Annotated in this window: 12 protein-coding genes; 6 read left to right on the top strand and 6 right to left on the bottom strand. The window is 63.2% G+C overall.

The genetic code is table 11. From position 1 onward, the window contains the following. Positions 1 to 46 precede the first annotated feature (46 nt). Positions 47 to 2074 (top strand): NADPH-dependent 2,4-dienoyl-CoA reductase, encoded by a 2028-nt coding sequence (locus KJP28_RS00855; RefSeq protein WP_218390342.1) that lies wholly within the window; start codon positions 47 to 49, stop codon positions 2072 to 2074. Here KJP28_RS00855 and KJP28_RS00860 read toward each other — a convergent pair. Further along, on the bottom strand, positions 2071 to 2385 hold the full coding sequence (locus KJP28_RS00860; protein WP_218390343.1) for a DUF2834 domain-containing protein: 315 nt from the start codon (positions 2383 to 2385) through the stop codon (positions 2071 to 2073). The two genes, KJP28_RS00855 and KJP28_RS00860, sit on opposite strands and share 4 nt — an antisense overlap. A 151-nt stretch (positions 2386 to 2536) precedes the next feature. Then, the gene (gene argH / locus KJP28_RS00865) at positions 2537 to 3934 is read right to left on the bottom strand and encodes an argininosuccinate lyase (protein ID WP_218390344.1); all 1398 of its coding nucleotides are present in this window, start codon (positions 3932 to 3934) and stop codon (positions 2537 to 2539) included. A 23-nt stretch (positions 3935 to 3957) separates the two neighbouring features. On the opposite strand from argH, the gene KJP28_RS00870 reads away from it, so the two are divergent. From KJP28_RS00870 to KJP28_RS00880, 3 genes are all read left to right on the top strand, one after another. Further along, entirely contained in the window at positions 3958 to 4515 is a 558-nt protein-coding gene (locus KJP28_RS00870; RefSeq protein ID WP_218390345.1) for a TlpA disulfide reductase family protein, read from the top strand. 107 nt (positions 4516 to 4622) lie between these two features. After that, entirely contained in the window at positions 4623 to 5009 is a 387-nt protein-coding gene (locus KJP28_RS00875; RefSeq protein ID WP_218390346.1) for a hypothetical protein, read from the top strand. Further along, positions 5010 to 5963, top strand: a complete 954-nt coding sequence (locus KJP28_RS00880) for a sterol desaturase family protein (protein ID WP_218390347.1) — start codon at positions 5010 to 5012, stop codon at positions 5961 to 5963. Between the two features lie 21 nt (positions 5964 to 5984). Here KJP28_RS00880 and KJP28_RS00885 read toward each other — a convergent pair whose 3' ends face one another. After that, on the bottom strand, positions 5985 to 6527 hold the full coding sequence (locus KJP28_RS00885; protein WP_218390348.1) for an NADPH-dependent FMN reductase: 543 nt from the start codon (positions 6525 to 6527) through the stop codon (positions 5985 to 5987). Positions 6528 to 6585: 58 nt separating this feature from the next. Between KJP28_RS00885 and KJP28_RS00890 the strand changes: the two genes are divergently transcribed. Continuing rightward, positions 6586 to 8223, top strand: coding sequence for a thiamine pyrophosphate-binding protein (locus KJP28_RS00890; protein WP_218390349.1), 1638 nt, complete (start codon positions 6586 to 6588; stop codon positions 8221 to 8223). A 348-nt stretch (positions 8224 to 8571) separates the two neighbouring features. On the opposite strand, the gene cobO is transcribed toward KJP28_RS00890, so the two are convergent. Then, positions 8572 to 9192, bottom strand: coding sequence for a cob(I)yrinic acid a,c-diamide adenosyltransferase (gene cobO / locus KJP28_RS00895; RefSeq protein WP_218390350.1), 621 nt, complete (start codon positions 9190 to 9192; stop codon positions 8572 to 8574). 100 nt (positions 9193 to 9292) lie between these two features. After that, positions 9293 to 10498, bottom strand: a complete 1206-nt coding sequence (locus KJP28_RS00900; protein WP_218390351.1) for a TsoY family (seleno)protein — start codon at positions 10496 to 10498, stop codon at positions 9293 to 9295. A 148-nt stretch (positions 10499 to 10646) separates the two neighbouring features. On the opposite strand from KJP28_RS00900, the gene KJP28_RS00905 reads away from it, so the two are divergent. Continuing rightward, the gene (locus KJP28_RS00905) at positions 10647 to 10943 is read left to right on the top strand and encodes a hypothetical protein (protein WP_218390352.1); all 297 of its coding nucleotides are present in this window, start codon (positions 10647 to 10649) and stop codon (positions 10941 to 10943) included. Here KJP28_RS00905 and KJP28_RS20075 read toward each other — a convergent pair. Beyond that, on the bottom strand, positions 10940 to 11845 hold the full coding sequence (locus tag KJP28_RS20075) for a GNAT family N-acetyltransferase (protein WP_218390353.1): 906 nt from the start codon (positions 11843 to 11845) through the stop codon (positions 10940 to 10942). The genes KJP28_RS00905 and KJP28_RS20075 overlap by 4 nt on opposite strands. Between the last annotated feature and the right edge of the window lie 4 nt (positions 11846 to 11849).

The following is an 11849-nucleotide window of genomic DNA, read 5'->3' on the forward strand; positions in this document are numbered from 1 at the left end:
GGTCGGATGTCGCGCGTATCCTTGCGCGGATGTCAGGGAGGTGACGATGACACAGTACCCACATATGCTGGCTCCGCTCGATCTGGGGTTCACGACCCTCAAGAACCGCGTGCTCATGGGGTCGATGCATACCGGGCTCGAGGAACGCGGAGACTGGAACCGGGTGGCCGAATATTACGCCGAGCGCGCGCGCGGCGGCGTCGGGCTGATGGTCACCGGGGGCATTGCACCGAATGACGAGGGCGGCGTGTTTCCGGGGGCTGCCGGGCTCTACACGCCCGAGGACATTGCCAATCACAGGATGGTCACGGACCGGGTTCACGAGGCGGGCGGCAAGATCGCCATGCAGATCCTTCATGCTGGGCGGTATGCCTACGGGCCGAAATGCGTCTCGGCCAGCCCTGTGAAGTCGCCGATCTCACCGTTCCCGCCGCAGGAGCTTGACGAGGACGGGATCGAGAAGCAGATTGCGGATTTCGCCACCTCTGCGGCGCGCGCGCGGGAGGCCGGATATGACGGTGTCGAGGTGATGGGGTCCGAAGGCTATTTCATCAACCAGTTCATCGTGACCCATACCAACAAGCGCGAGGATCGCTGGGGCGGATCCTATGAAAACCGTATCCGACTCCCCATCGAGATCGTGCGCCGGGTGCGCGAGGCAGTTGGGCCGGATTTCATCATCATCTACCGGCTGTCGATGATCGACCTGGTCCCGGATGGGTCGACCTATGACGAAGTCGTCCAACTGGCGCAGGAAATCGAAAAGGCCGGGGCGACCATCATCAACACCGGCATCGGCTGGCACGAAGCCCGTATCCCGACCATCGCGACAAGCGTGCCGCGCGCAGGCTTCGCCTGGGTGACCAAGAAGCTCATGGGCAAAGTGTCGATTCCCGTCATCACGTCGAACCGGATCAATACGCCGGACGTGGCCGAAGAGCTGCTCGCAGGCGGCGCTGCCGATATGGTGTCGATGGCGCGCCCTTTCCTTGCGGATGCGCATTTCGTTGCCAAGGCCGAGGCGGGGCGGGCAGGCGATATCGCGCCCTGTATCGCCTGCAACCAAGCCTGCCTCGATCACACGTTTTCGGGCAAGCTCACGTCTTGCCTTGTGAACCCGCGCGCCTGTTCCGAGACCGAGCTTGTCATCGCGAAAACCGACAAGCCCAAATCCATCGCCGTCGTCGGCGCGGGACCTGCGGGGCTTTCGGCGGCGATCACGGCGGCCGAGCGAGGGCATCGCGTCACGCTGTTCGACAAGTCTGACCGGATTGGCGGGCAGCTTCACATGGCCGCCGCGATTCCCGGCAAGGAAGAGTTCGTGGGGCTGATCGACTGGTTCACCCGCAGGGTCGAGGCACATGGCGTTGAAACCCGGCTGGGCGCCGAGGCGACGGCGGACGACCTTGCGGATTATGACGAGGTGATCGTTGCCACCGGCGTCAACCCGCGCGACCCCGGCATCGAGGGGCAGGAGGGCGACAATGTGCTCTCCTATATCGACGTGCTCCTGCACAAGAAGCCGGTGGGCGAGAAAGTCGCGATCATCGGGGCCGGAGGGATCGGGTTCGACGTCGCAGAATACCTCACCCATGAGGGGATCAGCCCGACAATGGACCTCGAACTGTGGCAGAAGGAATGGGGCGTCGCCGATACGGAGGCGTATCGTTCGGGCCTCGCCCCCGAAGGGCCGCAACCGGAACCTCCGGCGCGAAACGTCGCTTTGCTTCAACGAAAAGCGAAGGCGCTGGGCAAGGGGCTGGGCAAGACGACCGGCTGGATTCACCGCGCGAGCCTCAAGATGAAAAACGTCACCATGCAGGGCGGCGTGAATTACGAACGCATCGGGCCGGACGGCCTCCACGTCACCACCGGCGAGGCGCGCGAGGACCCGCGCGTGATCGAAGCCGACACGATCGTGCTTTGTGCGGGGCAGGTCAGCGAGCGGAGCCTCGCTGATGCGCTCGAAGCGCGGGGCAAAGCGCCTCATGTCATCGGTGGCGCGGACGTGGCCGCAGAACTCGATGCGAAACGCGCTATCGACCAGGGCACCCGACTGGCCGCGAGCCTCTAGACCGGGCGTGTGCGCAGGAACAGGTAGAGCGGCAGACCGCAGGACACGCCGATGAACAGCGTAGCCGGGATCGCCCAGAGCGCGCTCCAGTTGCGGCGCACGCTTGTTTCAGCGATCGCGAAGACGACAAGCGTGACGCCTGCGATGGTGAGGTCGAGCGCCATGCCAGTCACGGCGGGGCCATCGGTCCATTCCGCGAGCATTCCCGAAAAACTGCCACCTTCGCCAAGAAGGTAGGTCAGGAAATGATACATGGGCCAAACCGCGCCGATGATGGCGAGGGCGAGATATATGAGGCGAAGTCGAGACATGAAACCTATACGCGCCGAACACGCGACCGGTTTCAATCCCTTTCACCGTTTCCGAAATACTTCGGGAGGTCTGGAGGGCTGGCCCTCCAGCTGCACGACCCGCCGCACGGCGGGGCGTGGACATCCTGTGCGTGCGTCAGCGCGCTCCTTTTCAGCTCAGCTTCTCGCGCCAGGCGGCGGTCTGTTCGCGGACCCGGACCGGGGCCGTGCCGCCGTAGGACGTGCGTGAGGCGACCGAGGCATCGACGGTCAAGACGTTGAACACATCCTCGGTGATCGCGTCATGCACGGACCTGAGGTCGTCGAGCGACAGGTCGGGCAGGTCGCAGCCTTTGTCCTCTGCGAGCGCGACGAGCGACCCGGTGACGTGGTGGGCATCGCGGAAGGGCAGGCCCAATTCGCGCACCAGCCAGTCGGCGAGGTCGGTCGCGGTCGAAAACCCGCTGGATGCGGCGGCGGCGAGCGCGTCGCGATTGGCGGTGAGATCCGAGACCATGCCTGTCATCGCGGCGAGCGACAGCATCAGGTTGTCGGCGGCGTCGAAGACCTGTTCCTTGTCTTCCTGCATGTCCTTGGAATAGGCGAGCGGCAGGCCCTTCATCACCGTGAACAGCGCGACCATCGCTCCCATGATCCGGCCGATCTTGGCGCGGATCAGCTCGGCGGCGTCGGGGTTCTTCTTCTGGGGCATGATCGAGGAGCCGGTCGAGAACCGGTCCGACAGGGTCACGAAGCGGAACTGGGCCGAGGACCAGATCACCAGCTCTTCCGAGAACCGGCTGAGATGCAAGGCGCAGATCGTCGCGCAGGACAGGAACTCGAGCGCGTGGTCGCGGTCCGACACGGCGTCGAGCGAATTGGCCATCGGGCGGTCGAACCCGAGCGCCTCGGCGGTCATGTGGCGGTCGATGTCGAAGCCGGTCCCGGCGAGCGCCGCAGCGCCCAGGGGGGATTCGTTCATCCGGCGGCGGGCATCCTCGAAGCGGGACTTGTCGCGGGCGAACATTTCGACATAGGCCATCATGTGATGGCCCCATGTCACGGGCTGCGCGGTTTGCAGGTGGGTGAAGCCGGGCATGACCCAGTCGGCCCCTGCCTCGGCCTGATCCAGAAACGCCCGGATGAGCGCGTCGAGCCCTTCGATGGCGGCGTCCACTTGATCGCGCACCCAGAGCCGGAAATCCGTCGCCACCTGATCGTTGCGCGACCGCGCGGTGTGCAGACGCCCGGCAGGTTCGCCGATCAGCTCTTTCAGCCGCGCTTCCACGTTCATGTGGATGTCTTCAAGCGCCGTCGAAAACGCGAAATCACCGTTCTCGATCTCTGACAGAACCGTGAGCAGGCCTTCCCGGATCGCCTCGGCGTCTTTATCAGAGATGATGCCCTGCGCCGCCAGCATCGCGGCATGGGCGCGAGAGCCGGTGATGTCCTGTTGGGCGAGCCGCTGGTCGTACCCGATCGAGGCATTGATCGCCTCCATGATCGCGTCAGGGCCTGCGGCGAAACGTCCGCCCCACATGGCGTTGGCGTCTTTCTTGGTGTCTGTCATGGCATGAGGCCTTGGAGAAGAGCATGAAATTTCGAAACTGGCTATACGCGGCCCTCGTTCTGACTGCAAACGCGGCGTTTGCCGACATGCCGGACATCGAGGCCCTGAAAGATGGCACGATGAAGAAGCTCGCGGTCCATGCAGAGCCGAAAGACGTGCCGCGCGATATGGCCGTGAAGGATGCGGAAGGCGGCGACGTGACGCTTGCCGATTACGAAGGCAAGATCGTCGTCGTGAATTTCTGGGCGACATGGTGTGCGCCGTGCCGCAAGGAAATGCCGGGGCTGGACGCGCTCGAGGCGGAGTTCGGGGGCGACCAGTTTGCGGTCGTGCCGATCGCGACGCTCCGCACGAAACAGATGGCCGCCGAGAAATTCTTTGCCGAGATCGAGGTCGAGCACCTGCCGCTTCTCATGGACACGAACGGAGATCTGGCCCGCGCCTCCGGCGTGATGGGGCTTCCCGTAACATTGATCCTCGACCGTGAGGGCAAGGAGATCGCACGCCTGATGGGTGACGCGGAATGGAATTCCGAGAGCGCCAAGGCGATCATGTCGGCACTCATTGGCGCCGAAGGCTGACGCGATACCTGATCCATAAGTGAGACGGGCGGCTCCCTGCCGATCCGGACTCGCCTGATTGACACTCCGAGGTGCGAAAAACACATTCGCCCGGCAGGAGGACAGACATGCCGATTTGGTTGCTAGGAGCATTCGTGGTCGTCGGGCTCATCGCCATATGGGTGGCGATGCGGTTTTATGGCTATGACAAGCCTCTGACCCTCGACGAAGATGCCGCACGGCGCGAGTTCATGGCGGACAATCCCGGGTTGGAGCCGGACGACATTCGCATGGCCAAAACGGGTCAGGCGGCCCTGGTGCGGGCAAACGGCAATCTTCATGTGCTTTGGGTGATGGGGCAGGACGTCGCGACACATGTGCTCGATGCGCCTCAGATCATCCCGACGAATTCGGGACTCGTACTCACACTTCGTGACTTTGCCGCGCCGCGCGTTAAACTGGAACTCGCGCCCGATGAGGCGTCGACCTGGACTGCGCTGATCGAAAAGACCTGAATGGACCTTACAGAACTGACCTATCCCGACGTCGTTTCGCTCGCCGTGCCGTTCTTCGTCGCGGCTGTGCTGATCGAGATGACCTGGATATTCATCGCCAAACGGGGTGGGCGGTACGAGACGCGGGATGCGATGACCAGTCTTGCCATGGGTGTTGGCAATGTGGCCTCGGGCATCCTACTTGGGTTCGTCACCTTCGGGTTCTTCATGTGGCTCTGGGCGCTCACACCGTTCGACCTTGGCACCAGCTGGTGGGTCGTTGCGCTGTGCTTTGTGCTGGACGACCTGCGTTATTACTGGGTGCATCGCTTCGGTCACCGTGTGCGGTGGGTCTGGGCCAGTCATGTGAACCACCATTCGAGCCAGCACTACAACCTGACCACGGCGCTCCGGCAAACCTGGACCGGTACTTTCACCTTCATGATGATCGTGCGCGCGCCACTGGTGCTGCTAGGCTTCCACCCGGCGATGATCCTGTTCGTCGGCGGTCTGAACCTGATCTACCAGTTCTGGATACACACCGAGGCGATCGACAAGATGCCGCGCTGGTTCGAGGCGGTGATGAACACGCCGTCGCACCACCGCGTCCATCACGGGCGCAATCCGCGCTACCTCGATGCCAATTACGCGGGGGTCTTCATCATCTGGGACAAGATGTTCGGAACCTTCGTGCCCGAGCAGGAAAACGACCGCCCGGACTACGGGCTGGTCCACAATATCGGCACCTTCAATCCGTTGCGGGTCGCCTTCCATGAATGGATCGCGATTTTTCGGGATTGGTTTCAGCCGGGGATCACGTGGCGGGATCGGTTGCTCTATGCGGTCATGCCGCCGGGTTGGCGCCACGACGGGACCGGGGGCGGTTCGGAACGGCTGAAGCAGGAATATGTCGCGGCCAATCCGGAGGCGGGCGGAACGCCCGGGTTCGAGCCGCACCGGCTTGGGTCCAAGTGAGCGAGGCGCGAAGGCTACGGCTCAGGCTTTTACGGTCTCTCGCAGGTTTTCCATCAACGTCGTCAGGAATTTTACGGATCGCTCGTCCTTGAGCCGTCCGTCATTGTCGAACGCCTCGCGCGAGTTGCCGATGAAGATTTCCGGACCGTAGACGAGATCCGGCCGAAACGGCATCATGCACAGGATCAGGTTGTGCATCATGCGCTCGCCGCCCGCGCGGCCATCCGAAGCAGCGATCAGGGACACGGGTTTGTCTTTCCAAGGGTTGCCTTTGCACCGTGACACCCAGTCGAGCGCGTTCTTCAGGACGCCGGGAATGTTCTTGTTGTATTCGGGGGACGAAATGATGACCGCATCCGCCGCGTCGATCTGATCGAACAATGTCTGGACAGCTTCCGGTATACCCGGTCCGTTCTCGATGTCTTCGTTGAACACCGGGAAGTCGATGTCCGCCTCGACGAATTGGCAGTCGCCCAAAACCCGCACCGACTCACGCAACAGCAGGCGATTGGTCGACGCCTGACGCAACGCTCCAGGGATTCCAAGGATGGTGGGTCTGGACATATCGCGCTCCCTCATTCTGTCTGGACGATAACGAAGCAAAATCGCGAAAGGTTCAACCATGCGGCATGGCGGCAAAATCCTCGCCGATCAACTGGCGATACAAGGCGTGCGCCGGGTGTTCTCGGTGCCGGGCGAAAGTTTCCTCGCAGCGCTGGACGGGCTTTACGACAGCGGGATCGAGAACGTCGTCTGTCGGCAGGAAGGCGGAGCGGCGATGATGGCGGAGGCGCATGGCAAGCTCACCAATGTGCCCGGCGTTCTGTTCGTGACGCGGGGACCGGGGGCGACGAACGCATCCTCCGGCATCCATGTCGCGATGCACGATTCGACCCCGATGGTGGTGTTCGTCGGTCAAATCGAGCGGGGACATCGGGACCGGGGTGCGTTCCAGGAGGTCGATTATCGCCAGATGTTCGGCGGGCTGGCGAAATGGGTGGCCGAGGTGGACGACACCGCGCGGCTTCCCGAATACATCTCGCGCGCGTTTCACGTCGCAATGTCCGGGCGTCCCGGCCCGGTCGTTCTCGCGCTCCCCGAGGATATGCTTTCGGCCGAGGCGGATGTCCCGGACCTGCCGGCACGCGAGACGGGGGTGACGCATGTCGCGCCTGAAGATGCCGACGCGGTGCTCGAGGTGCTGGCGACTGCCGAGCGACCGCTGGTTGTCGCCGGTGGCCCCCTCTGGACCGACGACGCGGCGCGAAATCTTACGCATTTCGCGGAAGCGCATGGACTTCCGGTGGCGGTGGCTTTCCGGCGGCAGGATTACATGGACAACCATCATCCGAACTATGTGGGCGATCTGTCGGTCGGGATGAGGCCGGGGTTGAAAGCGGCGCTCGAGGCAGCGGATGCGCTTTTGATCCTCGGCTCGCGGTTCGGCGATATCGCCTCCGGCGGCTACGCGATCGACCCCGCTTCACCGGGCAAGACCGTGATCCACGTCCATCCCGACCCGGATGAAATGGGCCGTGTCTATCGCCCTGATGTGGCTGTATGCGCCGGCGCGCCCGCGATGCTGGAGGTCTTGGCGGCGAGGGAGGCGCAAAAGCGCAATGATCGGGCGAGTTGGACGGCATGTCTGCGCGATGACTACGAAGCATGGATCGAGCCGCTGGAGACGCCGGGTGCGGTGAAGCTCGAACAAGTGGTGAGCGAGTTGGCACGCGCGATGCCGGAGGGCAGCGTGCTCACCAACGGGGCGGGCAACTACAACATGTGGCTGCACAGGTATTATCGGTTCACCACACCGAAGAGCTATCTCGGCGCCACCTCCGGTTCCATGGGCTACGGCTTTCCGGCCGCCATCGCCGCCGCGCTCGAAACGCGGCGACCCGCGATTTGCTGGGCCGGGGACGGGTGCTTTCAGATGACGTTGAACGAGATGTCCACCGCCGTGCAACATGGCGCGCAGGTCATCGTGCTGGTCGCAAACAACGGGCGTTACGGGACCATCCGAATGCATCAGGAGCGCGCATACCCGTCGCGGGTGTCGGGCACGGACCTCGCCAACCCGGATTTCGCGGCGCTCGCGCAGGCTTATGGCGGGCATGGCGAGACGGTGCGGACACAGGCGGAATTCGCGCCGGCCTTCGAGCGGGCATTGGCGAGTAGCGGTCTGGCGGTGATCGATCTGATCCTCGACCCTGAGGCACTGACCACCACTCAGAGCCTGAGCGATCTGCGACATGAATGAAGGTTTGCGCCGGGCAGGGCCCGTCGCGCAGGGCCGTGCATTGGCGCGGCAGGGGGGCTAGCCCCCCACGGCGCGGGTGCGCCGTTCCCCCCAAAGTATTTCCGAAACGATGAAGAGGATCGGGAAAAACGATCCACCCCCTGCGATGATGCAGGGGGCTTCACCGTTTACGGTCATCGGCTCTTCAGCCTGTTCCGCCCTTTCACACTACCGCATTAACCTTAACGCTGTGTGAACCGGAATCGCGTCCAGCCGATCCTTTTCATCGTTTCAAAAATACTTCGGTGGGGGTCCGGGGGAGGCTGGCCTCCCCCGGTTGGTCGCCGCGAGCTTGCTTGCGGCGAAACCTCAGAATTCGACGCCGATCTGCGCCTTGATGCCGGAGCGGAACGGGTGCTTGACCAGCTCCATTTCCGTCACGAGGTCCGCGATCTCGATCAGTTCGTCCTTCGCGTTGCGGCCGGTCAGAACGACGTGGGTCATCTCGGGCTTTTCAGCCTCGAGAAACGCCACGACATCGGCGACGTCGATGTAGTCGTAGCGCAGGGCGATGTTGATTTCATCCAGAAGGACCATGCGGTTCTTCGGGTCACGGATCAGCTCTTTCGATTTCTCCCAAGCGGCTTTCGCCATCTCGATGTCGCGCGATTTGTCCTGGGTTTCCCAGGTGAAGCCCTCGCCCATCGTGTGGAACTGACACAGGTCCGAGAACCGCGTTTCGATCAGGTCGCGTTCACCGGTTTTCATCCCGCCTTTGATGAATTGCACGACCGCGCAGGGCATACCGTGGGCGATGGTGCGAAAGATCATGCCGAATGCGGCGGAGCTTTTGCCTTTGCCCTTGCCGGTGTGCACGATGATGAGGCCCTTTTCCTCGGTCTTCGTGGCCATGATCTTGTCCCGCGCGGCCTTCTTCTTGGCCATCTTCTGGGCGTGGCGGTCCGGGTCGTTCCTGGGGTCGTCGGTCATGGGTCTCTCCCTGTGGCGCGCGGGGACAGTGGAGCGCGGGGGGCGGGAAGGCAAGAGGGCGCGCTCGTGGCACGCCCTCTCGTATCGCGTTTGGCGGGTCTTATTCCGCAGGGACCGCGGCGGCCTCGGACTTGGCGAAGTGCTGGCGGTTGAGGCGCAGGACCAGTGCGATCATGGCAAACTGGAACGCGATCGCGAGCGCGATGACAACCCAGTAGGCGACCGAGAACTTGTCCAGCACGCCTGCGGCGACGAGGCCCTTGTGGACGAAGAATTGCAGGAGCACCGAGAGCGCGACACCGGGGCATACCAGCGCGTAGGAGCCGGGCGACGTCTTGGACCCGAACACGAAGTCCGAGAAGTAGTCTTCGCGTTTCAGCACCACGAGGCCGAGCAGGAGGAACATGACCTGGACCGACACGAGGCGTGCGAGGAAGACCATGGTTTCGGCGGCCGTTCCGTGCACTTCGTAGGTGACGTGAAGGCCGTGATCCTGACGCAGGAACATGATGCCGAGGATGGTCATCAGCGGGATCATGATCATCAGTGTCGGTGAGCTTTCCTTCGCGGTGCCGTAGTGGAGCATCGAGTTGAACGCGGTGAAGAGCGCCACTGCGCCGTAGACGATCGCCACCGTCGCGAAGAAGGTCGAGCCGATCAGTGAAACGCCCACGACGAGGCTGTTGGTCGACATGGCGGCGGGCGCGGCGAGGCCGACGGCCACCATCGACAGTGCAAAGGCCGGGAGCATCTGGGCGAAGCTGTTGTGCGCTGTGACGTCGAAGAGGCCACCTTTGGTCAGAACGCGACCAAGGAAGTCGCCAATGATCGTGAGCGCAAAGATACCGATGGCGAGAAACGCCGCCATCGCGAAGGGGAAGAGGTATTCCACTACGGTCCACAGGCCGGGCACGAAGACGAGGCCGACGATGAAAAGCCCGTTCACCGACATGGCGAGCGCCAGAGGGTAGGCGAGCAGGGTCGTTTCGGCGTTCGAGTTGCGCAGCGTCTCATAGGCTTCGGTTTTCTTGAAACGGTTGTAGGCCGAGATATTCCAGAACAGTTTTTGCAGGTTCATCGCGGCGAAAAACGCGATCCCGGCCAACGCCGTGACGATGGCAATCTGCTGTGCGATTCCGCCGGTCGACAGGGCGGCGGTGATGTCCTCGAAGATCGGGACGGGGCGGCCCGGGTGGTTCACCCAGAACATCAGGTACATGAAGAAGGTTACGGACAGGCCACCGGCACCGACCGAGGCGAGGAAGTAGAGCGGCGAGTATTTGTCCGCCGGGCGAGAGAGTTGCATTGCGAGTCCCCTTGGTTCGTATTCAATATTGTGAATGTATTTAGCAGCCGGGTGTGGATATGCGACTGCGACAAGGTGATGCATCCGGCCCGGCGTCGCTGCGTCGAGCTTAACGTCTTGTTAACCAAGCTTTCGCTAGGGTCGGGCCATGACCCGATCACTCGTCCTCGCCGCGCTCGTCGCACTCGTCGGCTGCAATTCGCCTTCTCCGCAATTCATGGGCGGGGACAGTTCGACCGTCGAAGCCGGGGGAATGACCTTCGGCGTGTGGCGCGTGGGGGACGAAGTCGAGGTGATCCGCACGTCATCCCACGCCATGCCGCGTCTGTCGGTGATCCGGGCGAATGCCGAGGTTGCGATCAGGCGGGCGACGGGGTGCCCGGTCGAGGACGGGTCGCTCGTCGGCGATCAATCGGTGATCAAGGCGAGGCTCGACTGCGACTAGCCCAGCCGTTTCTCGAACGTGATCGAGGTCGGGCGATTGTATCCTTCGTGCGCGGTCACGGCGGTCTTGGTGAAGCCGAGCCTGCGGAAGGTTTTGTGGTTCTCGGACAACTCGATGCGTGATTGAAGCGTGAGGCAATCGAACCCGAGCGCCCTGGCGCGAGTTTCGGCGAGTTTCATGAGCGTCCTCGCCAGACCGCGACGGCGTGACTTGGGCGCGACTGCGAGCTTTCCAATATAGAGCGCCGCGGGATGCGGCGTGAAGAAGACGCAGGCTTCCGGTGCGTCCGGCGCGCCGATGATCCAGATTTCGCCGTCCGATATCTGTTGCGCGATTGCGGCGGCGTTCAGCCGGTGCATCGAACTGGGCGGATCGACGCGGCCGTCCATGTAGGCAAAGCTTTCCCGGATCAGGGCGATGAGCGGTTCGGTCGGGTCTTCGGCGGACATGCTATGCTTGACGCGGTCCGGGAAGGTGTGGGTCATCGCCACGATCCCTTCCGCCTCTCCGACGGCCTCGAATCCGAAGCTCCCATAAAACGCGATAAGGCGGGTCTCTTCGGCCCAGGTGTCGAGCGACACGCCCCATTCGCCACGGCTGTGCGCGATCCTCATGACGGCCGCCATGAGACGGCGGGCGAGGCCCTGTCCTCGTGCCTCGGGCGCAACGGCGAGCGTGCCAAGGTAGAGCGTGCCGGGGAAGTCGCGCGACGGGCGTGTGATGACACAGGCGACGGGCGTATCCTCTTCGGAAATGACGAGCACTTCGCCCTGACGCGCGATGTTCTGAAGCCGCTCTGGCAGCATAGTGGCCGAGGGCGACTCGGGCGCGTCGCGGTAGGCGGCGTGGATGACCCGGAGAACGGCGTCGAGCCGTGCGTCGTCCGGGGTCAGCCGCCACATCATC

This window comes from Maritimibacter dapengensis (genome assembly GCF_019218265.1).
In the GTDB taxonomy this organism is placed as follows: Bacteria; Pseudomonadota; Alphaproteobacteria; order Rhodobacterales; family Rhodobacteraceae; genus Maritimibacter; species Maritimibacter dapengensis.

Bases quoted from the DNA above. Each gene is read 5' to 3' on its own strand.
- argH (WP_218390344.1), bottom strand. From the start codon at position 3,934: ATGACAGACACCAAGAAAGACGCCAACGCCATGTGGGGCGGACGTTTC.
- KJP28_RS00900 (WP_218390351.1), bottom strand. From the start codon at position 10,498: ATGCAACTCTCTCGCCCGGCGGACAAATACTCGCCGCTCTACTTCCTC.
- cobO (WP_218390350.1), bottom strand. From the start codon at position 9,192: ATGACCGACGACCCCAGGAACGACCCGGACCGCCACGCCCAGAAGATG.
- KJP28_RS00885 (WP_218390348.1), bottom strand. From the start codon at position 6,527: ATGTCCAGACCCACCATCCTTGGAATCCCTGGAGCGTTGCGTCAGGCG.
- KJP28_RS00880 (WP_218390347.1), top strand. From the start codon at position 5,010: ATGGACCTTACAGAACTGACCTATCCCGACGTCGTTTCGCTCGCCGTG.
- KJP28_RS00855 (WP_218390342.1), top strand. From the start codon at position 47: ATGACACAGTACCCACATATGCTGGCTCCGCTCGATCTGGGGTTCACG.
- KJP28_RS00860 (WP_218390343.1), bottom strand. From the start codon at position 2,385: ATGTCTCGACTTCGCCTCATATATCTCGCCCTCGCCATCATCGGCGCG.
- KJP28_RS00890 (WP_218390349.1), top strand. From the start codon at position 6,586: ATGCGGCATGGCGGCAAAATCCTCGCCGATCAACTGGCGATACAAGGC.
- KJP28_RS00870 (WP_218390345.1), top strand. From the start codon at position 3,958: ATGAAATTTCGAAACTGGCTATACGCGGCCCTCGTTCTGACTGCAAAC.
- KJP28_RS00875 (WP_218390346.1), top strand. From the start codon at position 4,623: ATGCCGATTTGGTTGCTAGGAGCATTCGTGGTCGTCGGGCTCATCGCC.
- KJP28_RS20075 (WP_218390353.1), bottom strand. From the start codon at position 11,845: ATGTGGCGGCTGACCCCGGACGACGCACGGCTCGACGCCGTTCTCCGG.
- KJP28_RS00905 (WP_218390352.1), top strand. From the start codon at position 10,647: ATGACCCGATCACTCGTCCTCGCCGCGCTCGTCGCACTCGTCGGCTGC.